Raw genomic sequence first — 26,236 nt, 5'->3', positions numbered from 1 at the left:
CTTATCCTCTCAGCTCTGCGATACGGGCCAGCACTTTCTCGCGTCTATCAGAATAGTCCGCCTGCTTCGCCCGCTCCTCTTCGATGACTTTTGCTGGCGCCTTGGCGACAAAACCCTGATTGCCGAGCTTTTTCTCCACGCGCTCAACCTCGCTGTTCAGTGTCTGGACTTCTTTTTCCAGACGGGCAATTTCCTGTTCAATGTCGATCAGTCCTGATAACGGCAGAAGCAGCTCGGCTCCTGTAACCACAGCAGACATCACTTTATCCGGTGTCTGCGGCGCAAGCCCTGCTTCGAAGGAAGAGGTATTGCAGAAGCGCCCGATGTAATTGTCGTTGCGGGAAATAATGTCCAGGGTTTCCTGACCCCCGGCTTTGATAATCAGTTCTACCTTCTTGCTCATCGGCACGTTCACTTCCGCACGGATATTACGAACGGCACGGATAACATCCATCAGGAGGTTCATCTCTGCCACTGCCTGCGGATTCTCAAGCGCAGAATCATACTTCGGCCATTCAGCCAGCGTGATGGTGTCGCCCTGATGCGGCAGATGCTGCCAGATTTCTTCCGTAATGAACGGCATGAACGGATGAATCAGGCGCAGCGTGCGGTCCAGTACATAGGCCAGAACCGATTGTGTCTTGGCCTTCGCAGCCGCGTCCGCTCCGTACAGCGAGAGCTTGGCGAATTCGATATACCAGTCGCACAGATCATCCCAGATGAAGTTGTACAGCAGCCGGCCGGTCTCGCCGAACTCGTACGAGTCAATTAGACGCGTAATATCGCGGGAAGTTTCGTTCAGGCGGTGCAGAATCCAGTGGTCCGCCGTGCTGAGCTCACCTGTGATGTCAATATCTTCAAAAGAAACACCTTCGAGATTCATCAGTGCAAAGCGTGAGGCATTCCAGATCTTGTTGGCAAAATTCCGCGCCTGCTCTACCTTTTCCATCCGGAACCGGAGATCCTGACCGGCTGTGCTGCCTGTAGTAATCATGTAGCGCATAGCGTCTGCACCATACTGCTCGATTACATCCAGCGGATCGATACCGTTGCCGAGTGATTTGGACATTTTGCGCCCTTCAGCATCGCGTACGAGACCATGCATCAGCACGTCGGAGAATGGCTTCTGTCCGGTGAATTCCAGAGCCGAGAAGATCATGCGGGCTACCCAGAAGTAGATGATATCGTAGCCGGTAACCAGCACATTGTTCGGATAGTAACGCTGATAGTCGCTGCTGTTCTCATCAGGCCAGCCCAGTGTAGCGAACGGCCAGAGGTTCGAGCTGAACCAGGTATCCAGAACATCCTCATCCTGCTTCAGGTCCGTCAGACCGCTGATTGTGCGCGCTTCTTCTTCATCATTCGCAACAACGATCTCTCCCGTAGATTCGGAGTACCAGGCCGGAATACGGTGGCCCCACCACAATTGGCGGGAAATACACCAGTCGCGTACATTCTCGATCCAGTTCAGGTAAGTCTTCTCGAAGCGGTCCGGTACGAAGTTAACACCGCTGCCATCCTTCTGCGCTGCGATGGCCGCTTCTGCCAGCGGCTGCATCTTCACGAACCACTGAGTGGACAGGTAAGGCTCAACTACGGCTCCCGAACGCTCGCTGTGTCCAACCTGATGTACGTGGTCCTCAATGGATACAAGTACGCCCTGCTCCTTCAGGTCAGCAATGATCGCCTTGCGGCAGTCGCTGCGGTCCAGTCCCTGGTATTTGCCTGCTTCCGCATTCATAATTCCGCCTTCATCCATCACATTAATCTGTGGAAGATTATGGCGCACGCCCATCTCAAAGTCGTTCGGATCATGTGCCGGGGTAATCTTCACCGCGCCGCTGCCGAATTCCTTATCTACATAATCATCAGCGATAACCGGAATTTCCCGCAAGGTAATCGGCAGGATCAGCGTTTTGCCGATAAGATCCTTGTAACGGTCATCTTCCGGATGCACGGCAACCGCAGTATCGCCCAGCATCGTTTCCGGCCGGGTTGTAGCTACAGTAATATAGCCGCTGCCATCCTTAAGCGGATAGCGCAGATGGTACAGATGGCCATTTACCTCTTTATATTCAACTTCGATATCCGACAGAGCCGTGCGTGCAGCCGGATCCCAGTTGATAATGCGTTTGCCGCGGTAGATCAGGCCTTTCCGGTACAGCTGAATGAATACCTGGCGGACACCGCTGGACATTCCTTCATCCAGGGTGAACCGTTCGCGCGAGTAGTCCAGCGACAAGCCCATCTTGGCCCACTGCCCGTGAATCGTCTCCGCATATTGCTCCTTCCAGGCCCATACCTGCTCCAGGAACTTCTCGCGTCCCAGATCATGGCGGGAGATCCCCTGCTCGCGCAGCTTCTGCTCTACCTTAGTCTGTGTAGCGATACCCGCATGGTCCGTTCCCGGCAGCCACAGCGTATCAAATCCCTGCATCCGTTTGGTACGGATCAGAACATCCTGCAGTGTGAAATCAAGCGCATGCCCGATATGCAGCATTCCTGTTACATTCGGCGGGGGAATAACAATGCTGTAAGGCTGTGCATCCGGACGTTTGCCTGCTTCGAAGAAGCCGTTCTCCATCCAGTAAGTATACCATTTCTTCTCCGCCGACCCCGGATCATAGGTAGTCGGCATATCGCTTTGCTTGTGATTTGCAGTAGCGGTGTCTTCTGCCGCTTCCAGCTGGTTCGTCAGCTCTGCTGCTGTATTGTTGTTATCAGCCATTGTGAACCCTCCATTAGAGAAAATGATGAGAAGCTTTTTGTATTCTGTAACGATCTGACTAGTGGAAACGGCTTTGCCGTCCTGTCTAAGGACGTTACCGTTTCAGCGAGAAATATAAGGATAATTGATAGAGTGAAACATATAAATCCTTATATTTAAATACAAAAAGACCCTTCGTCTCAAAGGACGAAAGGCCATTCTTTCGCGGTACCACCTTTGTTTCGCGCTAATCAGGTGTAAACGGCTGTGCCGTCCTTCAAGGGACGGTATCCGTTTCAGCGGAAATACAAGGATAAAGTATAATGTAAAACCTATACTTTCTTGTATTTCAAAAATAAACCCCTGCCTCGGACCCCTTACAGGTCCGGAAGCTTAGCGCGACACTCATGCAGATAACGGCTGCGTCCGGCCACATCCTAACCTGGTCTCCATAAACATGGAGGCAAGCTCAGAAGGGCGACTCCGGGGCGACTTCGGGGGCTGCATCCTGCGGAAATTCACAGCAACTACAATTCCGCTCTCTGAAGGGCTGACCGCCTACTCTTCCCGTTCCCAGTCTTTATGCTAGTTATTACTTATGTCAATAATACATTCAGTCCTATTCCTAGTCAACCAGCATACACACAAAGGTCAGAGTTTATACCGCCCGGTTCAAAAAAATGTCTAACGGAGTTGTATACACAGGGCTAACAGAGATAAATACACAGAGAGCTGCCCATCTACCGCTTACTTCCCGCTCCAGATCACGTTGACGATATTGTAGCCTCCATAGCTGCCAGTTCCCAGGTAGGCGTCCAGTGTAACAGAAAACGTGCTTCCGGCATCGATAATCGAGAAGGCTTCCGCGGAGATCTCCTCGGATTTGGCGGTGGCGCCTTTGCGCACAAAATACTCTTTGTACGTATTGCCAAGCGTCTCCAGGTCCTGCTTCGTCAGATAGCTGAACGTCGCAGACGGCGTGCCGGTCGCCGAGCCTTCAATCAGATTGAATACTTTGGCATCGGACGGCAGCGGGAAGTCGGACGGCAGGCTCTTCGGACGCTGTACCGGTTCCGCGGCCGGTTCCTGAGAGGATGTGCCAGGAGAAGCGGAGCCGCCGATGACGACCCGGCTGTTTGCGGCGTCATAAGTGACAGAGGTGTTCAGCGCTTCACTGATTGAGCGTACAGGCAGGTACGTTGTGCCATTGTACGTGATCGGGGCAAGCGTTTTACCGTTGCCGTCTTTCATCGTATAGACCTGCCCGTTCACGATGATCCCGAGCTTGTAATTCAGTGATGCCCGGATCTCCTGCAGGTTGCCCGCGCCATAGACGCCGGCCGAAGCAGTCAGCGCCACGCCCAATGCGATCGCGGCTGCCGTCACTTTTTTCTTCATAAATATCTCATCCTCCCAAGAAGTGGTGTATACCGGCGCACAGCTGGTTGAATCTGCCAAGACATAAGCCGGTAGTGACCATTAACCCTGCCTAAGCGAATATGAACCCGCAACAGGCCGGGCCAAGATATACCCTATGTAAAAAAATAAGGCTGCCCCAAGCAGCCATGTCATGGCTTGTGGGACAGCCCCCCGCAACTTCCTGCCGCATTCCCCAGTCCATCCTAGGGAATATACAAAACCTGACCTTCTTCTACATTCTGTCCGGAGAGCCGGTTATACATGGACAACTCTCTGGTACTGAGCTGATATTTCTCGGCAATCGTATCCAGCGTTTCTTCCCGCTGGACGATGCAGAGCCGCACTTTGCGGAACAGCTCTGTACCGCCAAGGCCGCCGATGAACCGGCTTTTCCATTCGGTATCATTCCCTACCTCAGGAATAACCGCCGCTTTGGAGGCTACCTCCTCGGAATGAAGAATCTCCTGCTCCTTGCGCGCACGGCTGGAGCTGAGCAGCGAAGAGAAGGTCAATGGCTCCTGCTCGGCAATTGCCGGATCTTTTTTGCTGCCCAGCGCAATCTTGAGATCCTGCTTCTCCTCCTGGGGAGGTAAGAACTCCTCGGACACGAAGCTCTCATTGTCTATAGCCTGAACCTCTTCAGGCACTTCTTCATTCTCGGCCAGCACTGCTGTATCATCACTGGCTGCGGATGTGAATACCGGCTCTGCCTGATTGACTGCATGAAGACTGGCAGTACCCCAATGATCCACAGTATTCAACGCGGCTGTCCCCGTCTGGAAACCGGGCTCCTCCGTACCTGCCTTGAACGAATCATTTACCGCACCAGGCTCTTCTGTCTTCTCCCGGGAAGGAAGAAAATGACTGGAGACCGGCTCAGCCGCAGATTTGCTGTAGTTCTGCCCGGAATCCGCTGTTCCGGATGGAACGGTTGCGGGTGAGGAATCCAGGTTATGCGTTCTTACCTTGGGTTCCTTGTCCTTCAACTGAGCGGATACTAAGGCCGAAGGCTGAGTGTATAAAGAGCCTTCCAGGAATAGCGGATTACCCGCGGCTTCCACGGAATCCGCATATTCCTGATCCTCCACTGAAACCTCCGCGACACCTTCCCCGTAGGTCCAGAGCGAATTTTCATATAGCGCATCATTCTCCGGCCCGCGGTTATCCGCTTCAGCCTCAGGGGAGTAGGCTACTGTATATTCCTCCTGCTGCCAGGCCGGCTGGGCATCCGCGTTTCCGATTCCGCGCAGCGAGAGCACCCCTGTTATGTTGACGGTTCGCATCGTAAGCAGGTCAATATCGAAATTCTCGATCTCAACCCCTATGTCTTCAAGTGAGCTGACCCGTGTCAGCGGGACTGTGATTTCAACAGGAATCGCATGCTCCAGACGCTGTGTGCGATCATCTTCCCCCCGGTAGAGTCCGGTGAGCAGCAGTTGCCCGTGCAATTCCGCCCGGTCCTCCCGCTGGATTACCTGGATGTCGGGAATCAGCTCGACTTCCTCCAGCTCAGCTATTCCCGGAAGCTCTTCCGAAAGGTGAATGCGTTCATAAATATCAAACCGCAAGCCGTGTGACTGGTCAAACACGGGAAATGTCCTCCTTCTTGGCATAATCTATCCCTGAGACAAGCCCAGAGCATAAGCCCAAAATGTTACTCCACTCATGTATATGCTTCAATCAGGAAGGCATGACAACTTTGCCGCCTACTTCGGCGGACAGGAAATTATTTCGGATCGGTGAGTACCGTAAGAGGGTCCGGAATGGAATAATCCTGCGGGAGCCTTGCCCGCATGCTCGCCGCAAGCGGAATGCCGGGATACATTGCATTCAGCACATCGGCTGGATGGAAGGCTCCGGGAACGGGTCCTGCCGCCGGCTCTGCTCCCAAGGCCGAGCGGACTGCCGGGCTTTGTACGCTCTCCAGCATACTTATGGCTTTACGGTATACATTCAGCGTTCCGGCCGCCATGACATCCAGTGAACGGCTGCGCTGCGCCCACTCCCTTGCCTGGAAGCCGGTACGTACTCTCAGCTCCTCATTATCCAGCAGCTGTTCCAGCAGCCCGGCCAGCCGGGCGGCATCACCGGGCGGAACGATCCAGCCGGTCTCCCCGTGGCGGACCATTTCCGGCATACCTGAAGTGCCGGCAACAATCGGGGCAATGCCTGCAAGCTGAGCCTCGGTGACCGAGAACGGCTGAGTATCCTGCAGGGAAGGCTGTACATAAATATCAGCCTCACTTAGTGCTGCCGGAATATTATCCAGCTTCCCGGCAAAGCGGATATGCTCCAGAATCCCAAGCTGGCGCGCCTGTTCCCTGAGCTCTTCCAGCAGGCTGCCTATGCCGGCCACTACACAGGTCCAGTCTGTGCGGTGCTTCTGCAGCATTCCCAGAGCCTCGATCAGTACATGCACACCTTTGATATATTCGAGGCGTCCGGCATACATGATTACTTTGGTTCCGCCTCCGATCTTAAGCGGTGAAGGCCTCGCCGCCCTGGCCGCATACTGCTCCAGATTCACTCCATACGGCAAAGTATGAATCCGTTCTCTGCTTACACCGAGCTCCTGAGTCAGCTGACCAATCCAGTTCGAAGAGACCATAATCAAGTCAGCTGACCGGGCCGCGAGCGCCTCCATCCGCCGGAAATACCGCCAGATCGGCCGACGCTCATATTCCTCGCGGGTAAGTCCAGGCTCAAGCCCTTTGTATTCATAATAAGCTTCCCGGGACAATGCCCCGTGCACACTGGATACGAGAGGAACCGGACGTCGCATAATCCGCCGCAGCGCGTAGGAGGCAATGGGGTCCTGGGCATGAATGACATCATAATTCTCCAGCCCCAGAACCGCTGCTCCACCCTCAAATACATAACGTCCCAGCTCAAAGCTGAATATCCCATGCTCCAGATGCAGATGCGGGAATAAGGTAATATCGAGGTGCGGGAGCAGCAGGGTATAGAAAGCTTTTTTATCAAAAGAAGCATTCTGCCCGAGCAAATACAAGGTGTTGTTCTCCACATGGCTTCCCATGAGTGTGACGGAGTGTCCCTGTTCGCTCAGCTTATCGGCAAGCTGTTTCATATACGTCCAGATCCCGCCCATATTGGTAAGGCCCCAGTAGGTAACCAGCAATATTTTCATAACTTCCTCTCCCCGGCTTATAGATTCACTTCTGCACGAGAGCAGACGGCTCCACATTAACAAAGTATTATATGACCGCTGCCGGATATAGGACATGGGTGTATGGTTCAATCTATAAAAATCCCAAAATAACTTTATAATCAAAAAACGTCTTTTCGGTTATAATCGGTATAAATCCTGAAAGGAAAACTTCTGTCATGTCTAAAGCACGGGTATTTGACCTTTCCCTGTTTGCCACTTCCGTTGCTATAGCTTTCATTCCCAAACATGCTATAGTTCTGGACCATACATATATCAAGGCGCTGGTGCTCTATACGCTCTTCTCCAGCTTCTACTTTCAACTGCGCATCGTGACCCGGAGCGGGAATTCTACGATCGATTATGCTATCAGCTATACCTCTTCGTTCGGAATTTTCGCCGGACCGCTGGGCACCTTTCTGTTCGAAACCGTATACCGCTTCGTTGTATTTTTCTATAAAAAGAAGACAAAAACCGCCGATCCCGGCGAATTTCTGGACACCTTCTACAATATTGGGTCCTTTACACTGGGCGGCTCGGCCGCGTATTATCTGTACACTGTGCTTCACCCTTTTGCGGAGAGATTTCCGCTCGGATACTGGCTCCTGTTTCTCCTGGTCGTCTGTGTCACCACATTGCTGTCCTCCACGTTCCTGATCATAACCTTCGCGCTCTCTGGAGACATCAAGACACGCAAGGAAGCCCGTCACCTGCTGTTCCGGAGCCGTAACCTGCTTGATTTCAGCAAGGTAGCCCTGACCAATGCGCTGCTCCTGCGCCTGCTGCAAATGGAGAAATGGGAAATGCTGATTGCCCTCTTCCTGCTCAATTACATCGTCAGCCTCTCCTTCTATTCCAAATCGCAAAGCGCCCAGCACAAATATGAACGCGACAAGTTCGAGCAGATGGCTTACCGCGACTTCCTGACAGGAACCTATAACCGGGCCCACATGGACAAGATGATGAAGGAGCTGAACCAGAGCGGGGAATATATCGGAATTGTAGTGGCGGATATCGACCGTTTCAAAAAAATCAACGATTCCTTCAACCACGCCGTCGGTGACCGCGTCATTATTGATTTTGCCGATACACTGAAGCAATTTCTGCAGGAAGAAGACATCCTGTTCCGCAGCGGCGGGGAAGAGTTCACCGTGTTTCTCAGGAACAGAACCTTTGAGGAGTGCCAGTCACAGATTCAGGCAATCCTGGACAGCCTTCACGGACACAGCGTAGCCGCAGAATTCGAGGACCAGATGATCCGCGTGCCGTATTCCGCCTCTTTCGGACTGTACTATTACAAGGCAGACCCCGGCCAGAAGACTTCTATGGAAAAAGGCTATGTCTACGCCGACCAGCTTCTGCTTGAATCCAAAAAACTCGGCCGCAACCGGCTCTCGTACCGCAATGACCTTCGTCCGTAGCCGGACTTTAGAACGGTGAAGATCAGGTACGGGAGCGCTGTGCATTGCAAGCAAGAGGGAGCTGTCCCAAAAGCCATGAAATGGCCGCTTGGATGGAGGCTCCGCTGTTTAAGCGGGAATGGTTACAAAAATCTTTAAAGAACTATAAACAATAACGCAAAGCAGCGATCCTCCAATGACCAAGAGAATCGCTGCTTTATTGACATTTAAAGGCTTTTGAGAAGACAGAGGGCCTGTCTTCGCCAGTATAAACCAGCATTGGGACGGATACGCTTGCCTCTACCGTTCAGTATCTACAGCTTAGCCTCTACAGCTCAGTGGCATTAAAAGTATCTCCGCCTTCAATGGTGCCGGAGTTGAACCCTTTGTAGAACCAGCGTTTGCGCTGCTCGGAGGTGCCGTGAGTGAAGCTGTCAGGCACCACATAGCCTTGTGCCCGCTTCTGGATCGTGTCGTCCCCCACTGCGCTCGCCGCGGTTAAGGCTTCCTCCAGATCCCCTTCCTCCAGCAGGTTCATTCCTTGGGCATGCTTCGCCCATACCCCGGCGTAATAATCGGCCTGCAGCTCAAAGCGGACCTGAACTTTGTTGAATTCGGTCTCGCTCAGGCTCTGGCGCAGCGAATTCAGCTGCTCGGAAGCACCCAGCAGTGTCTGCACATGGTGACCCACCTCATGGGCAATTACATAAGCCATGGCGAAATCGCCCGGAGCATTGAATTGCTGTTGCAACTCGTCGTAGAAGCTGAGATCGATATACAGCTTGGCGTCCCCGGGGCAATAGAACGGCCCGACTGCCGAACTGGCGGTTCCGCAGGCAGAGTCCACGCTGCCGCTATAGAGCACAAGCGTAGGGTCCTGGTACGTCTTCCCCTGCTCCTGGAAGACTTCGGACCAGACATCTTCGGTATCTGCCAGTACTACGGATACAAATTCCGACAACTCCTTCTCCTGTGCGGTCTGCTCGTAAGGAACATTAGAGCTGGTGCTGGAGCCTGTGGAAGTCAGATTGCCCATAATATCACCGATATTCCCGCCGCTCAGCAGCGTAACAATCACCACAATAATGATCCCGCTAATTCCGCCGCCAATCAGCTTGCCGCCTCCGCCTCTGCTTCCTCTGCGGTCTTCTACATTCGAACTGCCTCTTCTGCCCTGCCATTTCATGGCCCAACCCCCAGTTATGAATTCCGGTTTACAGGATGTATTTCATCTTAATACTGTTATACCCATAAACACAGGGGTCCCACTCGCCTCTCCCCGTAAAGCGGACATAAAAAAGACTCCCGCACAGCCGCAGCCGTGAAGGAGTCCCGTAAGTAAATATGAAAAGGGCAATTATTTGGCAGCTTTAGCAGCGTCCAAAATTGCTTTCAGATAGTTAGAGGTATCCACCAGAGTAGCACCGCTTACAGCATCAACTACTTGCTCTGCGGACTTCTTGCTAAGCGTCATTTCAAGGGATTTGATTGTTTTGCCTGTAGCGAATTTCTCAACAGCAGCAATGTTCTTGTCATAAGAAACTGTGGAGCCTGCTGCTTCAGCCATATGCTCGCTGTAGTATTTAGCGTTAGCTTTCTTGGAAGCCAGAACTACGTTAGGGTCTTTGTAGCCGTTCAGGCCAAATTCTTTGTCGGAGTTAGGAACGCCAGTTGCTACATCTGTACCCAGGAATTGATAATCATCCAGCGAAGCTGCAACGATTACACCGTTCTGTACTACAGCAACAGCTACTGTGAAGCATTTGGTACCATGGGCAGCCGCTTCCACCCGGCCTACCTTAAGTGGTGCGCTCGCTGCAGATGTTACACTGTTCAAGGCGCCGCTGTTGCCTACCCCTACAAGTGCCAACGAGATACCAGCTACGAGCATTAGTTTTGTTACTTTTTTCACAAAGATTCCCCCAGTTAATGTTATGAGATACGCTTACATACTATATTTATCAATATATTGGATATCCGTCTGTTACAAATGTTACTAGTAAACTGCAAAAAATTGGAATATGTATTTTTAACAGGGAAATGAAGGGATAACTGGAGGTGAAACGCGCTAAAAAGCAGATCGCCCCCATAAAACCAGCAACAATATCAGCTGCAATTCTCTTTCACAGTCACTTTATTATTCGTTATCGTGACCTTGGAATATCCGGATAAAGATTCGGTGTAGGAGCATATTCCAACCGTTTGAGCTACCTCCGGCGCCCTTGGATCTGTATATTTCAGATAAATGCCCCCCTCGCCGCTTAAGCTAAGCCGGGGTCTGATTTTGATTGTTTTTCCGCTGCTGAGCGTTTTCCCGAGTTCATCAGTGGAGGCACCGGCAGCTGCGTTCGCAACCACACCAGTCTCAAGGATGCTCAGATCAAAGTCGGACTCATTGTATACTGTCACCTTGAAGCTCTGGAACTGGGCAGCCATACTCAAAATGCCGTATTTGCTGTTCAACTGTGCGGCCAGTATCAGTCCGGTGGCAATAACCGCTGCACCCAGTGCTGTTGCCAGGATTACTCTGCGTTTGCGTCTCATAGACTCATCTCCTTTACAGTAAGACGAACAGCAATGCGGAAATGTATCAGCGGAACCCTGCGCTCCGCCGGAATATTTACAGCCGGATAGGCTTGGGTAACAGAACAGCAAGGGCCGGAAAAGAAATAGCGGCATTGGCCTTGTTCAGCCAATCTCTGTCACTTCTATTAATTTGTTCTGCAGATAGCAAAAAAAAGCAGCAACCTCCTATGGGAGAATCGCTGCTTGGTTAATTTACATAGCTTCGCGGATGACGATCAGCCGCTATATGAAATTCCATTTCAAATGGAAACTCGGTGATAGTTGTATTCTGTACAATTAAAAATAGCGAAAAGATGTGCTTGCATCGTATAACTGTATTCTGTACAACTAAATCCGCCCGAATCGGTGAAAACCTTCTATAAACGGCAGTTTAATTGCACGAAATACAACTAAACGGATAACTGGTTGTAAAACTGACGATTTAGTTGTACAAAGTGCAATTAAGCATGCCGCATACTCCTAAGCGCTATACTAGTTCAGCGGCTCCCCGCCTAATTGCACGCGAAGCTTCCGCATATCCTCCGGCCATGGATCGGATACTTCGACCCTGCTTCGGGTCCAGGGGTGGGCAAAAATAAGCTTCTCGCCATGCAGCGCCTGCCGGTCTGCACCTGCCGGCTTCGCCTTGGCCTTAAGCTTAACCTCCGGCCGGCCCGGACCAGCCAGCTTGCCTGGCTCCTGCAGTCCCGGTGTAATGCCCGCCTTCTCCTGCTCTTCGAACCAGGCTGTAATCGCCGACTTCACCTTACCCGGCTCCGTACGCAGCGGCAGCTTGTCGTTCTTGCTGCCGCCCGCACGGACACTTGCTGTATGCCAGCCGGGTCCGCCGTAGAGGTCATCCCCGTACAGCGGATGACCCGCATGACTGAGGTGGACACGAATCTGGTGCGTGCGCCCCGTCTCCAGCTGCACCTTCAGCACAGTTCCGCCAGGCAGCGCTTCCCGCCCTATGATTCGCGTGACCGCCGCCTGTCCTCCCGGCGAGACCCGCCGGCGCGCCGCATGATGGCGGTCACGGCCGATCGGGGCATCGATCACGGTAAGCTCAGGCGGCACAATGCCTTCCACAATCGCCGCGTAGAGGCGGGATACGGTTTTGTCGCGCATATCCTCGTCCAGCACAAGCTGGGCGTATTCGTTCTTCGCATAGAGCACAGGTCCTGTTGTATCCTTATCCAGGCGGTGAATATGGCGGACGGCTACTCCTCCGCCGGAAGCGGCGTAATGCGCTGCGACGATATGATCCAGCGTTACGCCCTCTCCGCTGCCATCCGGATGAACCGCCATGCCGGCCGGTTTATGGACCACGAGGCAGAAGTCATCCTCGTACAGTACTTCAAGCTCCTGCCATACCGGCTCAATACCTGCTTCCCGGTAAGGGAACAGGGATAGCATCAGCCGGTCGCCCTTCCACTGGATGCCGCCTTCGCGGCGCAGCCGCGAGTGCAGCTTCTCCGGCATCCCGGCCGTGCCGAGCAGCCAGGCGTCAATGGCGGTCTGCCTGTCGGCCGCAGCCGTAATCACCCGGCCCGGCATGACTTGAAGCCACTCTCCGCGCCGGGTCCATTTGCCGCCGCCGGTGATGTTCCTGATGACCGCGCCAGTATTCCCTGTATCTGCATCCGCTCCACTAGGGATACTTGTGCAGGACAACTCCTCCGGCCCGCCTGTCATAGCGACTTCAGGGCATTATAATGGCCCTCAATCGTATCATCAATATCCTGCTCACTGTGCACAGCGGATACGAACATGCCTTCAAACTGGGATGGGGGAACGCTGATGCCCTGATCAAGCATTTTGCCGAAATAACGCTTGAACAGATCCAGGTTGCTGGTCTTGGCCGTCTCGAAGTTGACAACCGGTCCTTCAGTGAAGAACGGGCAGACCATAGAGCCCACACGGTTAATCGTGAGAGGGATGCCAGTTTCCTGCGCGTTACGCTTAAGGCCCGCTTCCAGACGTGCACCCAACACCTCCAGACGGGTATATACTTCAGGTGTCAGCAGCTTCAGCGTGCTGTAACCAGCTGCCATGGCCAGCGGATTCCCGCTGAGTGTGCCTGCCTGATAGATCGGACCGGACGGAGCGATCTGCTCCATAATCTCTCTTTTGCCGCCATAGGCACCTACCGGGAGACCGCCGCCGATAACCTTGCCGAAGCAGGTCAGATCAGGGTCCAAACCGTACAACCCTTGCGCACAGCCGCGGTCCACCCGGAAGCCGGTCATCACTTCATCAAAAATCAATAGCGCGCCATACCCCGTCGTCACCTTGCGCAGACCCTCCAGGAAACCCGGAAGCGGAGGCACTACGCCCATATTCCCGGCAATCGGCTCAACAATCACAGCGGCAATCTCATTGCCGTAACGTTCGAACGCGATTTTGACCCCTTCCAGGTCATTGTAAGGTACTGTTATGGTGTTGATGGCTACACCTTCCGGCACACCGGGGCTATCCGGCAATCCCAATGTGGCAACCCCGGAACCGGCTTTGATCAGCAGGCTGTCGGCGTGGCCGTGGTAGGAGCCTTCGAACTTGAGGATTTTGCTGCGTCCTGTATATCCGCGGGCTAGCCGGATGGCACTCATCGTAGCTTCTGTTCCCGAGTTCACCATGCGCACAATGTCCACCGATGCTACACGTTCCACCACGGTCTTGGCCATTTCGGTCTCCAGCAGTGTCGGTGCGCCGAAGCTTGTCCCTTTAACCGCAGTCTCCTGCAGCGCCTTCACCACTTCCGGATGGGCATGGCCCATAATCAGCGGTCCCCACGAGCAGACGTAGTCGATGAAGCTGTTGCCGTCGATATCGAAGATACGCGAGCCTTCGCCTCTGTCTACATAAACCGGGGTCAATCCTACGGATTTGAATGCCCGGACCGGGCTGTTGACCCCTCCCGGAATATACTGTTTCGCTTCTTCAAAAGCTGTGCGGGAAGCCTCTTCCCTGCGTGTAAGCGGCACATTGCCCATGCTTCTTCACTCCTGCTCTGCTGAATTATACAGCTGAATATAGTCTAGCCGCGCAGCCAGCGGGCTGCATCCTTGGCGAAATACGTAATAATAATATCTGCTCCGGCGCGCTTCATGCCGGTCAGCATTTCCAGGACAACTGCCTGCTCATCGATCCAGCCCTGCTGTGCAGCCGCTTTTACCATTGAATATTCACCGCTCACGTTGTAAGCCACCAGCGGCAGATCGAACTGGTCGCGGATCGTCCGGATGACATCCAGATAAGCCAGCGCGGGCTTAACCATCAGCATGTCAGCGCCTTCCAGCACATCTGAATCAGCCTCACGGATCGCTTCCCGCAGATTGGCCGGGTCCATCTGGTACGTTTTGCGGTTACCGAATTGCGGTGCAGAATCTGCCGCTTCACGGAAGGGGCCGTAGAAGGCGGATGCGTATTTTACCGAATAGGACATGATCGGCACATGCTCAAAACCATTCTCGTCAAGGCCGCTGCGGATCGCCTGCACGAACCCGTCCATCATATTGGAAGGCGCGATAATATCCGCACCGGCCCGGGCCTGGGATACCGCCGTGCGGGTCAGCAGCTCCAGCGAAGCATCGTTAAGCACATCGCCATGTACTACGCCGTCAACTGTATGGGTATGTACCATACCGCAGTGGCCGTGGTCGGTGAATTCACACAGACAGGTGTCGGCGACAACCAGCAGCTCGGGATACCACTGCTTAATCAGCCGGGTAGCCTCCTGCACAATGCCGTCCTCAGCGAATCCGGAGGAGCCGATGGCGTCCTTCGTTTCGGGAATGCCGAACAGTAATACGGCCGGAATTCCCAGGGAGGCAATCTCATCCACTTCCGCCTTCAGGGTATCCAGCGAGAAGTGATACACGCCGGGCATGGAGCCAATCTCATTCTTCACACCGGTACCGTAGGTTACAAATATCGGCTGGATAAAGTCCAGCACGTTCAGGACGGTCTCCCGCACCATTCCTCGGATTCCGGCTGTACCGCGCAAGCGGCGGTGTCTAGTTATTGGAAAGCTCATTGCTGTTTCCTCCTGTACAGTAAGTATTTAAACACATCTATCTGTCTCAAGCCTTATTCGAATATGAAATCACAAAACGCAAAGTTGAAATGCATTGTTCAAAATTGCAGGGCCCAGACTGCATAGCGGAATAGCGGAAACCAGGCCGCAGGTTATCTGAGCCTCGTTGTTTCATTCCAGCGGCAGAGCTCCTGCACCAGCCCTTCGATCGTCGCTTCGTCCGGGAGCAAGCCCGGAGTCAACCCGGCCTTCACAGCAGTCTGTTCGGTTACCGGACCTATGCAGGCGATTTTGACCCCCGCCAGCAGCGTCAGCGGATCTTCCAGGCCCATCCGTTTCAGGATAGAGATGAAGTTGCGCACCGTGGAAGAGCTGGTGAAGGTGACCGCATGAATCCGTTTCTCTTCGAGCAGCTTCACCAGTTCAATATCATCTTCACCAGTAACCACAGTCTCATACGTATCCACTTCAGTCACTTCCAGCTCCAGCTCCTTCAGCTTGCCGGGCAGCCACTCGCGCGCCAGATCGCCGCGCGGCAGCAGCACCTTCTGCCCCGGCTGCAGCTGATCGCCGAAGGCTTCAATCAGCCCTTCTGCCTGGAAGCGTCCAGGCAGTTCTTCGGCAATCAGCCCGCGCCCGGCAAGCGCCGCAGCCGTACCCGGTCCCACCGCACATATCCGCGCACGGTACAGACCGCGCAGATCCGTCTTCAACTGCGCCAGATGGCGCATGAAGAAGTCCACGCCGTTCGGACTGGTGAAGAACACCCAGTCGTACTCTGGAAGCCGGCCAAGCGCTGAAGCAATCTCTGCCTGCTTGTCCGCATCACGCTGCATAACCGTCTCAATGACAGGGAACTCATACGGTTCGCCGCCAAGCTCCTCGATCCGGTCTACCAGTTCGCTGGCCTGGCTGCGGGCCCGCGTCACCACAATCCGCTTGCCGAACAGCGGCATCGCTTCAACCCACATGAGGTGCTCCCGCTGGAGCACTACATCGCCGACAACGATAACGGCCGGCGGCTGGAAATCCGCCGCCTTGACCTTCGCTTCAATGTCGGCAAGCGTGCCGGTTAGTGTCTCCTGATCGGCACGTGTCCCCCAGCGCACCAGCGCCACCGGCGTTTCCGGCGGACGCCCGTGCTTCATCAGCTGGGCGCTGATATATCCGATTTTGGCGACGCCCATCAGGAACACCAGGGTTCCCGTGGCATTCGTCACCTTATCCCAATGAATGGAATGATCCAGCTTATCCGGGCTCTCATGTCCGGTAATGATCGACAGGGAAGACGCAGCCTCCCGGTGGGTTACCGGAATACCGGCGTACGCCGGGACGCTGATAGCCGAGGTAATACCCGGCACAATCTCGTAGTAGATGCCATGCCGCCGCAGCAGCTCCGCTTCTTCACCCACCCGGCCAAAAATCACCGGGTCTCCGCCCTTCAGACGCACTACCGTTTTGCCCTCCAGAGCGAGATCGACAAGCAGCTGATTAATGTCCTCCTGCTTCATCGTATGGCGGTCCGGCAGCTTGCCTACGTATATTTTCTCCCCGCCCGGCTTCATCCACTTCAACAGCCTTGGACTCGCCAGCCGGTCATAGACCAGCACATCTGCCTTCTGGATACACTCCAGACCTTTAACCGTAATCAGCTTGGCATCCCCCGGACCTGCACCTACAAGATAAACCTTCCCCGCCATCTCCGTCATCCCCTTATCACCTTATCCCTGAGTATCCTGTCCCTTTACATCCGCCAAAATCTTCTCTGCGCCCCTGGCAATCAGCTTACGGGCAACCTCCGCACCGAGCTGCACCGGATCTTCTCCCGTGCAGGTTTCTTTAAGGATTACCGATCCGTCCGGTGTTCCCACCATTCCGGTTAAAGTGATTAACAGGCCGCCTTCTCCAGAAGTCCCGCCGGAATGAATAGTCCCGGTTGTTCCCGTTGTCCCGGCCTTCTCCGTCTCCAGCACAGCGTAGGCGCCGATCGGCACCTGACAGCCGCCATTCAGGGCGCCGAGGAATGTGCGCTCCGCCGTCACCGTAAGAGCGGTGCGCTCATCATTGTAGAGCGCGAGCAGCTTGCGCAGCTCCTCATCGTCTTCACGGCATTCGATGCCGAGAGCTCCCTGGCCCACAGCGGGCAGGCAGATTTCCGGCGGCAGATAAGCCGTTACCCGGTCCTGCCAGCCCATCCGCGACAAGCCTGCCGCTGCCAGCAGAATCGCGTCGTATTCGCCGCTCTCCAGCTTCTTCAGCCGCGAGTCAATATTGCCGCGCACCGGCTCAATAACCAGATCCGGCCGGAGCGCGGCCAGCTGGCTGGAGCGCCGCAGGCTGCTTGTGCCTACGCGCGCGCCCTGCGGCAGATCCTCAAGGCCTGCTCCGCTGCTTGAGATCAGGCAGTCCCGCGGATCTACCCGCTTCGGCACTGCACCATTAATCAAGCCTCCCGGCAATTCGGAAGGCATATCCTTCATACTATGTACTGCCATATCGATTTCTTTGGCCAGCATGGCCTGCTCAATTTCCTTCACAAAAAGACCCTTACCGCCCACCTTGGACAGTGTGACATCAAGAATCCGGTCGCCTTTGGTAACAATCTTATGCACCTCAAAAGTAAAATCAAAGCCATGCTCCCCGCTAAGCCGCTCCAGATCGGCAATCACATGCCCTGTCTGCGTCAGCGCCAGCGCACTCTGTCTGCTGCCCACAATAATCTTCCGCATGAACCATTCCCCCTGTTCAAGTTACCTGCACCCGCCCTGTTTCCTGCACGATACCTCTCATTTGCTCAATTGTGTCACTTTCGCTGGAATCAAGGGAACTTTTGCCCTTCATTTGCTCATTCGCGCCACTATTGCTGGAATTAAGGGAACTTTTGCCCTTCATTTGCTCATTCGCGCCACTATTGCTGGAATTAAGGGCACTTTTACCCTTCATTTGCTCATTCGCGCCAATTTTACTGGATTCAAGGGCACTTTTACCCTTCATTTGCTCATTCGCGCCACTATTGCTGGAATTAAGGGGATTTATACCACTAATTTGTTCATTTCGGGCGATTTCGCCCGAATTAGAGGGATTTATCCCTCTAATATGCTCATTTCGGCGGATTTAGCCCAAATCAAAGGGATTTATCCCTCTAATTTACCGCACAACAGTCAGCTTTGGTCATTCCAGCCACATACCCGCGAATCCGCCCACTTCAACGTCATAAACACATCCACTTATTCTACTTATTCGTCTATTTCTCTGATCATTCGGCCGTTCAGCCGTTGGTCCATTCAATCGTCTATTCAAATAAGCAGGCCGTCAAGCATTAACCCGCCAATTCGTTTGGAACAGATTCATCTGCACGATTCAATCGGCAACTTGAGTCAACTTCTGCCGCAGCTTATGTCTTTGCAGACTCAGTTTCGAAGCAGTCTCAATGATTGATGAATTAGTTTTGAAGCAGCCAGAGCAGATGCAAACTTACTCCGCAATCGCAGCAGTTGTACTTGATGCTTGCTCCATCCGCTTGTTCGATCTACGTGATGGCCTGCTCTACCCAATCAATCTATCTACGCCTCCCGATAACCTGCTCCATCCGCTCTTTCGATCTACGTCTCCCGATGGCCGACTCCACCCGATCATTCCGCCTACTCCTCCCGGTTACATGCAATCCAGGATTCGATTACCTCTGATGTCCATGGTATAAAGGTGCCCTGCCGCATCTCATCCAACACATCAAGCTTCCCCAGCCTCCGCAGCAGCCGGGCGCGAATCTCAGCTACAGGCTCCAGCCGCTTGATTTCGGTGCGCAGCTCATGCAGGAAATCCAGATAAGGCTCGTATTCCTCGCCCAGCAGCCCGGCGATCTGCGCCGTGATCTGCGCAGCAGCGGACGGTCCCGCCCCGGAGGTCGAGACCGCAACCGTCAACCGCCCCCGCCGGAGGATACCGGGCGTGATGAAGCTGCCCGCCTCGGCGTGGCTGGCGACATTGACCGGCAGGCCCAGCATCCGGGCCTCCCCGGCCACCGCTTCATTCACCGCCCTGTCGCTGCTGGCGGCATAGACCAAGACAGCTCCCTGGAGATCTCCGGGAGCATAGGGGCGGCTGACCCATTTCAGCCACCCCTCCGCAGCCGCTGCGGACAACGTCCCGCTAAGTGCAGGACTGACAATCACCAGCCCCGCTCCTGCCTCCAGCAGCGGAGCCGCTTTACGTTCAGCCACAGCTCCGCCGCCGATCATTACCACCAGTCTGCCCTGAACATCCAGCATAATGGGCAAATATTTGCTCATCCCGCCTCACTCCAGCATCCGAAAATTTACTATACTCCACACCACAATACCCCAGCTTGCTCAACTAAGAAATCAGTCCCCGGTTGCCACTACAGCAGGACAGCAGTCCGGCGCGCACTCAATTAACTTTTCTCATTAGCCGCCCATAACACTTCAGTACAATCACTCGCCCCATAAGCTGCCATAGCACTTCAGTTCAATCACTCGCTTCATAAGTCACCATAACACTTCAGTACAATCACTCGCCCCATAAGCTGCCATAGCACTTCAGTACAATCACTCGCCCCATAAGCTGCCATAGCACTTCAGTACAATCACTCGCCCCATAAGCCACCATAGCACTTCAGTACAATCACTCGCTCCATAGCCACCATAACACTTCAGTACAATAACTCGCTTCATAAGTCACCATAGCACTTCAGTACAATCACTAACTTCATTAGCCACCATTACACTTCAGTTCAATCACTCGCCCTATAAGTCACCATAACACTTCAGTTCAATCACTCGCCCATAAGCTATCGCTCCATAGCCACCATAACATGCCCGTATAACTTCCCGTTTCTTGTCTGTACATTCCAGCATAACCCCTTGCTTCTCATCCACCTGTGCTCTCGAGCACAATTCAGGCCGCCTCCGCACTTCAGCACACCAGCCGCCTCCGCACTTCAGCACACTAGCTGCCACCGCACTTCAACACACCAGCTACCTCTTTCAACACACCAGCCGCCTCTGCACTCCAACACACCAGCCGCCTCCACACTTCAGCACACTAGCTGCCACCGCACTTCAGCACACCAGCCGCCTCCGCACTTCAGCACACCAGCCGCCTCTGCACTTCAGCACACCAGCCGTCTCCGCACTTCAGCACCCAGCCGCCTCCGCACTTCAACACACCAGCCGCCTCCGCACTTCAACACATCAGCCACGCCTCTGCACTTCAGCACACTAGCTGCCACCGTACTTCACACACCAGCTACCTCTTTCAGCACACCAGCCGCCTCCGCACTTCAGCACCCAGCTTACAGCCCTACTACCCGCCCCAGCCATGGAACTCAGACCATGAATTCAGCAGGAAATTAAGGATGATAAAGCCATAGCCAGTAATGGCCCAGCGTGCCATCGCCGTACCGCTTCTGCGGCCGGAAACCTTCAATACTATATAGAGTATGTAGACTCCGAGGCCGATAAGCGTAGTTAGCACCTTCAGATCCTGGAACAGCGGCGTCCGCCCTTCCGCAATAATCGATAAGCCTGCCAGAATCAGCGAGGCCAGCAGCAGCGGCACACCGGCAAGGATAGCAGTATACGAATATTTGTCCATTGTCTCCAGGCTTGGGAGCCTGCGGACACGGTCATCCCACTTCTTATTCTTAAGCTTGCTATGCAGAAACAAATACATTATCGCAAATACGGTCCCCAGTGTCAGTGCGGCAAAGCTCAAATTGGCCAAAATCACATGCATCGCCAGCCAGCCGTGCACCGCACTCCAGCTCTGCAAGGCATGATCCTCTGCAGTTAGCCATACCCGGTTCAGCAGAAACACGCTGAACCCTGCCATGCTGAGCAGCAGAATTGTAAACTCGCCGCCCCGCGTGTACGCAATGGCAAGTGAGATCACCACCATACTGAAGGAGAACCAGAACAGGAAGTCATACGGTGTGAAGATCGGCAGACCGCCCTCCTGAGAGAAGCGGATCGCCAGCCCCGCAAGCTGCAGCAGGCCCACAACAGCAAGAAGCCCTGTGCCCAGCCGCTTTCCGCCCGGATTGCGCCGAAGGCAATCCGAGAAAACAAACAGCAGGCTCAGGGCATATAGCAGCAGAGCGGCATCATATATTCCGTTCAGCAGTTGCATGTCGCTCACCCGCCCAGCAGGCCGGCCGGAGCAAACACCGTCCCCGGCACCGCGAACTTTCCGCCGGAAGATACTTCAGCAGGCGCCTCCTCAACCGGTATAGCACTACGGTCATCCGGACCCGGGTCCAGCTGCTCCTGCAGTGCAAAAATCTGGGTGAAGTACTCCAGAGCTTCATTCCCCTGCTTCCCGCCAGACAACTCCTTGATGACATTGATCGGATCATGCATCATCTGGTTCACAATACTTTTGGTCAGGCGGCGGATAACCTTACGCTGATGCTCATCCAGTTCAGGCAGCTTGTTGAACAGACTGTCCATCGTTTCTTCATAAATCCCGTTCGACTTGTCCTGCAGCGCACGGATCACCGGTCTGACACCTAGCGTCTTCAGCCACAGCTGGAATTCATCCATTGCCTCACTGATCATCACTTCAATCTTGGCAGCTTCACTGCGGCGCATTTCCAGATTGCTCTCCACAATGCCTTCCAGATCATCGATATCATAGAGGAAGACATCCGGCACACTTGCCGCAGCCGGATCAATATCGCGGGGCACGGCAATGTCGATCATGAACAGCGGCCGTGACGGCCGGCGCTTCATCCCTTCAGCCACTTGGGCAGCCGTCAGCACATAACCGTCGGCTCCCGTGGAGCTGATGACTATATCCACTTCATCCAGACGCTTCAGTGCTTCCTCAATCGTGCTCGGCTTGCCCGAGAACTTCTCGGCCAGCTCCACCGCCCGGGACAACGTCCGGTTGGCGACGATAACCTCAGCCGCGCCGCTGCTGTATAGATGCTTCACTGTCAGCTCACTCATTTTGCCGGCGCCGAGAATGAGCACTCTTTTGCCGGTAAACATCCCGAAGATCCGCTTGCCCAGCTCCACCGCTGCATAACTGACCGAAACCGCACTTTCACCGATGGAAGTCTCGCTATGCGCACGTTTGCCGAGCGTCACCGCCTGCTTGAACAGCCGGTTGAACCACGTTCCGGTTACACCCTCCGCCTGGGCAGTCAAAAAAGCACTGCGTACCTGTCCCAGGATCTGCGTCTCGCCGATCACCATGGAATCCAGGCCGCAGGTTACACGCAGCAGGTGGGCAATCGCCTGCTCGTCTTCATATATATACATATGCTGCGCAAATACATCACTTTTTACACCGAACCACTGCTCCATGTAGCTGCGGATGAAATATCCGCACATATGAAGGCGGTCCACGACCACATAAATTTCCGTCCGGTTACAGGTGGCGACTACGACCCCTTCCAGAACGCTCTTCGTCTGCATCAGCTGATGAAGCGCAGCAGGCAGATCCTTCTCGGCAAAAGCGAACTGTTCTCTCACCTCTACGGGAGCCGTACGGTAATTCAGGCCAACGACGACAATATGCATCGCTTGTTCACCATCCTAATCTCTATTCATTGGTGTAGGCACTGTTACTGCTTATTAGCATGTATTAGTATCAATTTCACAAGATCTCAAATCGCTGTGTTAAGTATATCACATCAAAATACGGCTTTTTACAAAACCTTTGAACTATTTATGAATTGCAGATAATAATTATTATAAATAAAAATCCGCCAAAGCACCATGCTTTAGAATGGGTTATTTAGAGTTTTTTTATGAATCCGCAGGTTATCTGTATTAAATATAATCCGTTGAGGGTCCGGCACAAATAAACCGGCTTTAAAAATCAATTCAAACACGTAAATGTGATCTTATATAACATTAAAACAAAATATTGACACACATTATTGCGGATGATAGCATATAACAAATGATATGCGTAATATTATATAACACCAAAATCGTAAACAATCATTTATAAACCATCCGATTCATTAATATGTCAGATTCTCTAATCAAACATCTCTTGTATAAGCTCGTTAATTTGGAATGAGCGTATCTACAGGCAACCGTAAATTGCCCCAGGCTACAAGAGGCCAGACAAGATACTGGAGCAACCAGTGAAGGGAACACGGCTATGCCCGGCTTCTCCTCCTGACGTACCAGTCTTGTCCTGCGCCTCTTGGTCCTGGGGTTTTTGGCATCTAGAATAGAAGGAGTGAGGGCAATGAGTGCATCCTACGCACGGTTAAGCGAATCGATCAGCCAAGCCAAGAATGTGAGGATCTACAAGAATAAAGATACAGCCTATGACTTTAAGCTATACCCTTTTGGAGAACGCGGAACCTACATCACCCCTGAGCTGATCAGCGAGATTACCGACAGTCTGGCAGAGGCCGTTACGGAACAATTCCCGGATTTCGATTACATCGTATCGCCTGAACCGGGCGGGCATACCTGGGGCATGCTTGCAGCCTACAAGCTGATGAAGCCGATGAATATCCTGCGGCTCAGCACGGAGCTGTATGAGAATTACGAGGTCAGCATCAAACGCGAAACGGCGTATAACGAGAATTATATTTATTTTGACGGATTCTCCGCCGGTGACCGGGTGCTGCTGCTGGATGATGTGATCAGTTCAGGCGCTACCATCCGCTGCATCGCTGAGCAAATGTCCGTTATGGGCATTGAGCTTGTGGGTGTGCAGGCAATTCTGGCAAAAGGGGAACACTACAAGCAACTGGAAACGGACATCGGGGTGCCGGTAAGGTTTCTATCCAAGGTATGAAGTGTATAAATCAACAACCGCAGAATTGTTGAAACTTTAGCAGGGGAGTGACAAGCCATGGCTTATTATTATGAGCAGCCTTCAAGAACCTTCAGTGAGTTCCTGCTGGTGCCCAGTCTGACCACCAAAGAGTGCATCCCGGGGAATGTCGATCTCCGGACGCCAGTAACCAAATTCCGCAAGGGCGAGACTCCGGCGCTGACCATGAATCTGCCTGTTACCTCAGCAGTCATGCAGGCCGTATCCGACCATAACATGGCGATTGCCCTGGCCAAAAGTGGCGGCATCTCCTTCATCTATGGCTCACAGTCGATCGAGCAGCAGGTCGAGATGGTCCGCCGGGTCAAAAAGTTCAAAGCCGGCTTCGTCCTCAGCGACTCCAATCTGAAGCCGGAGGATACACTGCAGGATGTACTGGCGCTGAAAGCGCGCAGCGGCCACTCCACCATTGCCATTACGGACAACGGGGAACCGACAGGCAAGCTGATGGGCATTGTCACAAGCCGCGATTACCGCGAGAACCGTCTGCCGCCGGAGTGCCCGATTACTGAATTTATGACGCCGTTATCTTCACTGATCTATGCCGAAGAAGGCATCACCTTAACCGAAGCCAATGATATGATCTGGGATCATAAGCTGAACTGCCTGCCGATTGTTAATGCCAGCGGCCATCTCGTCCACCTTGTGTTCCGCAAGGATTATGACAGCCATCAGGAGTATCCGCTGGAGCTGCATGATGATAACAAACAGCTCATTGTCGGCGCGGGTATCAACTCCCGGGATTACAAGGAGCGCGTACCGGCGCTGGTGGAAGCCGGAGCAGATGTCCTGTGCATTGATTCCTCTGACGGTTATTCCGAATGGCAGGCCGAAACCATCCATTATATTAAGGATACTTTCGGGGAGAAAGTGAAGGTCGGGGCGGGCAATGTCGTCGACAAGGAAGGTTTCCTGTACCTCGTGGAAGCCGGGGCGGATTTCATCAAAGTCGGCATCGGCGGCGGTTCCATCTGTATTACCCGGGAGCAAAAAGGGATCGGACGCGGCCAGGCCTCCTCCGTCATTGAAGTCGCAGCCGCCCGCCAGGAATATTACGAGCAGACCGGCATCTATGTCCCGATCTGTTCCGATGGCGGGATTGTCCATGATTACCATATTGTGCTGGCGCTGGCGATGGGAGCTGACTTCGTGATGCTGGGCCGCTATTTTGCCAGATTCGATGAAAGCCCCGGACGCAAGCTGCTGGTCGGCGGGAACTTCGTCAAGGAATATTGGGGTGAGGGGTCGAGCCGCGCCCGCAACTGGCAGCGTTATGACTTCGGCAATGCCGACAAAGAGAGCAAGCTGGAGTTCGAGGAAGGTGTGGATTCATTCATTCCTTACGCCGGACGGCTCAAGGATAATCTGGATCTCAGCATCAGCAAAATCAAATCAACCATGTGCAACTGCGGCTCGCTGACCATCCCGGCACTGCAGAAGCAGGCGAAGATAACACTGGTTTCCTCCACAACCATCTTTGAAGGAGGCGCACATGATGTTATGCTGAAGGAAAAGGACAGATCATCCTCCTGATCACATCCTAATCCATAAGGAGCGTCAACCATGACACAAATTATCAAAGTTCTGGTCAGCAAGGACCAGCTGCAGCAAAGAGTTCAGGAACTGGGCGCAGAAATATCGCGTGACTATGAAGGCAAAGAGCTTGTACTAATCGGCATTCTCAAGGGCGGCGCTGTATTCATGTCCGATCTGATGCGCGAAATCACCCTCCCGGTCGGCATTGATTACATGTCGGTGTCCAGTTACGGGGCAAGCTCCACTTCCTCCGGAGTGATCACGATCAAGAAGGATATCGATACCGATATCCGCGGCAAACATGTGCTGCTCGTCGAAGATCTGATCGACACCGGCCTGACTCTGCAGCATCTGAGGCAGCTGTTCGCCCTGCGCGAAGCTGCAAGCGTCCGTATCTGTACCATTCTAAGCAAACCTTCCCGCCGCCTGGTCGAAGTTCCGGTCGAATACTGCGGCATTGACATTCCCGACGAATTCGTTGTCGGCTATGGTCTGGATTACGCCGAGCAGTTCCGCAATCTTCCTGAGGTGTGGATTGTGGAGACGGGCGATTAAACTAGGATTAAGAAACCGTCAATTCT

At 53.6% G+C, this 26,236-nt stretch carries 19 protein-coding genes, 1 pseudogene and 1 riboswitch; of the genes and pseudogenes, 5 read left to right on the top strand and 15 right to left on the bottom strand.

The features are described from left to right. Position 1: 1 nt before the first annotated feature. From NSU14_RS03655 to NSU14_RS03640, 4 genes are all read right to left on the bottom strand, one after another. Entirely contained in the window at positions 2-2,638 is a 2,637-nt protein-coding gene (locus tag NSU14_RS03655; protein ID WP_042141572.1) for a valine--tRNA ligase, read from the bottom strand. Positions 2,639-3,454: 816 nt separating this feature from the next. After that, a complete protein-coding gene (locus NSU14_RS03650) occupies positions 3,455-4,105 on the bottom strand; it encodes a stalk domain-containing protein (protein ID WP_076247813.1) in 651 nt (216 codons plus the stop codon). 224 nt (positions 4,106-4,329) lie between these two features. Next, on the bottom strand, positions 4,330-5,715 hold the full coding sequence (locus NSU14_RS03645; RefSeq protein WP_076247815.1) for a LysM peptidoglycan-binding domain-containing protein: 1,386 nt from the start codon (positions 5,713-5,715) through the stop codon (positions 4,330-4,332). A gap of 137 nt (positions 5,716-5,852) precedes the next feature. Beyond that, positions 5,853-7,274 (bottom strand): glycosyltransferase family 4 protein, encoded by a 1,422-nt coding sequence (locus NSU14_RS03640; RefSeq protein WP_052422066.1) that lies wholly within the window; start codon positions 7,272-7,274, stop codon positions 5,853-5,855. Between the two features lie 197 nt (positions 7,275-7,471). Here NSU14_RS03640 and NSU14_RS03635 point away from each other — a divergent pair, with 197 nt between their 5' ends. After that, positions 7,472-8,713, top strand: a complete 1,242-nt coding sequence (locus NSU14_RS03635) for a GGDEF domain-containing protein (protein WP_340942940.1) — start codon at positions 7,472-7,474, stop codon at positions 8,711-8,713. Between the two features lie 307 nt (positions 8,714-9,020). Here NSU14_RS03635 and ypfJ read toward each other — a convergent pair whose 3' ends face one another. From ypfJ to hemC, 8 genes and pseudogenes are all read right to left on the bottom strand, one after another. After that, entirely contained in the window at positions 9,021-9,878 is an 858-nt protein-coding gene (gene ypfJ, locus NSU14_RS03630; protein ID WP_042139598.1) for a KPN_02809 family neutral zinc metallopeptidase, read from the bottom strand. 171 nt (positions 9,879-10,049) lie between these two features. Next, positions 10,050-10,604, bottom strand: a complete 555-nt coding sequence (locus NSU14_RS03625) for a hypothetical protein (protein WP_042139599.1) — start codon at positions 10,602-10,604, stop codon at positions 10,050-10,052. Positions 10,605-10,798: 194 nt separating this feature from the next. Continuing rightward, entirely contained in the window at positions 10,799-11,236 is a 438-nt protein-coding gene (locus tag NSU14_RS03620) for a hypothetical protein (protein WP_340942937.1), read from the bottom strand. 864 nt (positions 11,237-12,100) lie between these two features. Beyond that, positions 12,101-12,862 (bottom strand): annotated as a pseudogene (locus tag NSU14_RS03615) (RluA family pseudouridine synthase); the annotation flags it as partial. Between the two features lie 86 nt (positions 12,863-12,948). After that, positions 12,949-14,250: a glutamate-1-semialdehyde 2,1-aminomutase gene (gene hemL, locus NSU14_RS03610; protein WP_042139601.1), complete on the bottom strand. Its 1,302-nt coding sequence runs from the start codon at positions 14,248-14,250 to the stop codon at positions 12,949-12,951. A 44-nt stretch (positions 14,251-14,294) separates the two neighbouring features. After that, on the bottom strand, positions 14,295-15,293 hold the full coding sequence (hemB, locus tag NSU14_RS03605) for a porphobilinogen synthase (protein WP_340942935.1): 999 nt from the start codon (positions 15,291-15,293) through the stop codon (positions 14,295-14,297). Between the two features lie 152 nt (positions 15,294-15,445). After that, positions 15,446-16,993 (bottom strand): uroporphyrinogen-III C-methyltransferase, encoded by a 1,548-nt coding sequence (gene cobA, locus NSU14_RS03600; RefSeq protein WP_042141576.1) that lies wholly within the window; start codon positions 16,991-16,993, stop codon positions 15,446-15,448. Positions 16,994-17,014: 21 nt separating this feature from the next. Next, a complete protein-coding gene (gene hemC, locus NSU14_RS03595) occupies positions 17,015-18,022 on the bottom strand; it encodes a hydroxymethylbilane synthase (RefSeq protein WP_340942931.1) in 1,008 nt (335 codons plus the stop codon). A 112-nt stretch (positions 18,023-18,134) separates the two neighbouring features. Here hemC and NSU14_RS03590 point away from each other — a divergent pair, with 112 nt between their 5' ends. After that, the gene (locus tag NSU14_RS03590) at positions 18,135-18,731 is read left to right on the top strand and encodes a hypothetical protein (RefSeq protein WP_340942928.1); all 597 of its coding nucleotides are present in this window, start codon (positions 18,135-18,137) and stop codon (positions 18,729-18,731) included. Between the two features lie 203 nt (positions 18,732-18,934). On the opposite strand, the gene NSU14_RS03585 is transcribed toward NSU14_RS03590, so the two are convergent. From NSU14_RS03585 to hemA, 3 genes are all read right to left on the bottom strand, one after another. Then, entirely contained in the window at positions 18,935-19,582 is a 648-nt protein-coding gene (locus NSU14_RS03585) for a precorrin-2 dehydrogenase/sirohydrochlorin ferrochelatase family protein (protein WP_076247825.1), read from the bottom strand. 1,033 nt (positions 19,583-20,615) lie between these two features. Continuing rightward, complete coding sequence (gene ccsA / locus NSU14_RS03580) at positions 20,616-21,440, bottom strand: cytochrome c biogenesis protein CcsA (protein ID WP_076247827.1); 825 nt, start codon at positions 21,438-21,440, stop codon at positions 20,616-20,618. Positions 21,441-21,445: 5 nt separating this feature from the next. After that, positions 21,446-22,837: a glutamyl-tRNA reductase gene (gene hemA / locus NSU14_RS03575; protein ID WP_076247829.1), complete on the bottom strand. Its 1,392-nt coding sequence runs from the start codon at positions 22,835-22,837 to the stop codon at positions 21,446-21,448. A 461-nt stretch (positions 22,838-23,298) separates the two neighbouring features. Next, positions 23,299-23,401: riboswitch (purine riboswitch) on the top strand. Between the two features lie 118 nt (positions 23,402-23,519). Between hemA and NSU14_RS03570 the strand changes: the two genes are divergently transcribed. The 3 genes from NSU14_RS03570 to hpt are packed head-to-tail and all read left to right on the top strand — an operon-like array spanning position 23,520 to position 26,210. Next, a complete protein-coding gene (locus NSU14_RS03570; RefSeq protein ID WP_039308084.1) occupies positions 23,520-24,080 on the top strand; it encodes a phosphoribosyltransferase in 561 nt (186 codons plus the stop codon). Between the two features lie 57 nt (positions 24,081-24,137). Beyond that, positions 24,138-25,652: an IMP dehydrogenase gene (locus NSU14_RS03565; RefSeq protein WP_039308082.1), complete on the top strand. Its 1,515-nt coding sequence runs from the start codon at positions 24,138-24,140 to the stop codon at positions 25,650-25,652. Positions 25,653-25,682: 30 nt separating this feature from the next. Then, positions 25,683-26,210, top strand: coding sequence for a hypoxanthine phosphoribosyltransferase (gene hpt / locus NSU14_RS03560; RefSeq protein ID WP_076247831.1), 528 nt, complete (start codon positions 25,683-25,685; stop codon positions 26,208-26,210). Positions 26,211-26,236 lie beyond the last annotated feature (26 nt).

It is taken from the genome of Paenibacillus sp. FSL R10-2771, from assembly GCF_038000205.1.
Taxonomy (GTDB): Bacteria; Bacillota; Bacilli; order Paenibacillales; family Paenibacillaceae; genus Paenibacillus_AQ; species Paenibacillus_AQ phytohabitans.
This window is presented reverse-complemented; position numbering and strand designations above follow the sequence as displayed.

Excerpts from the sequence above, each read along its gene's own strand:
- NSU14_RS03655 (WP_042141572.1), bottom strand. The coding sequence starts at position 2,638 with ATGCCGACTACCTATGATCCGGGGTCGGCGGAGAAGAAATGGTATACT.
- NSU14_RS03650 (WP_076247813.1), bottom strand. The coding sequence starts at position 4,105 with ATGAAGAAAAAAGTGACGGCAGCCGCGATCGCATTGGGCGTGGCGCTG.
- NSU14_RS03640 (WP_052422066.1), bottom strand. The coding sequence starts at position 7,274 with ATGAAAATATTGCTGGTTACCTACTGGGGCCTTACCAATATGGGCGGG.
- NSU14_RS03635 (WP_340942940.1), top strand. The coding sequence starts at position 7,472 with ATGTCTAAAGCACGGGTATTTGACCTTTCCCTGTTTGCCACTTCCGTT.
- ypfJ (WP_042139598.1), bottom strand. The coding sequence starts at position 9,878 with ATGAAATGGCAGGGCAGAAGAGGCAGTTCGAATGTAGAAGACCGCAGA.
- NSU14_RS03620 (WP_340942937.1), bottom strand. The coding sequence starts at position 11,236 with ATGAGACGCAAACGCAGAGTAATCCTGGCAACAGCACTGGGTGCAGCG.
- hemL (WP_042139601.1), bottom strand. The coding sequence starts at position 14,250 with ATGGGCAATGTGCCGCTTACACGCAGGGAAGAGGCTTCCCGCACAGCT.
- hemB (WP_340942935.1), bottom strand. The coding sequence starts at position 15,293 with ATGAGCTTTCCAATAACTAGACACCGCCGCTTGCGCGGTACAGCCGGA.
- cobA (WP_042141576.1), bottom strand. The coding sequence starts at position 16,993 with ATGGCGGGGAAGGTTTATCTTGTAGGTGCAGGTCCGGGGGATGCCAAG.
- hemC (WP_340942931.1), bottom strand. The coding sequence starts at position 18,022 with ATGCGGAAGATTATTGTGGGCAGCAGACAGAGTGCGCTGGCGCTGACG.
- NSU14_RS03585 (WP_076247825.1), bottom strand. The coding sequence starts at position 19,582 with ATGAGCAAATATTTGCCCATTATGCTGGATGTTCAGGGCAGACTGGTG.
- ccsA (WP_076247827.1), bottom strand. The coding sequence starts at position 21,440 with ATGCAACTGCTGAACGGAATATATGATGCCGCTCTGCTGCTATATGCC.
- hemA (WP_076247829.1), bottom strand. The coding sequence starts at position 22,837 with ATGCATATTGTCGTCGTTGGCCTGAATTACCGTACGGCTCCCGTAGAG.
- NSU14_RS03570 (WP_039308084.1), top strand. The coding sequence starts at position 23,520 with ATGAGTGCATCCTACGCACGGTTAAGCGAATCGATCAGCCAAGCCAAG.
- NSU14_RS03565 (WP_039308082.1), top strand. The coding sequence starts at position 24,138 with ATGGCTTATTATTATGAGCAGCCTTCAAGAACCTTCAGTGAGTTCCTG.
- hpt (WP_076247831.1), top strand. The coding sequence starts at position 25,683 with ATGACACAAATTATCAAAGTTCTGGTCAGCAAGGACCAGCTGCAGCAA.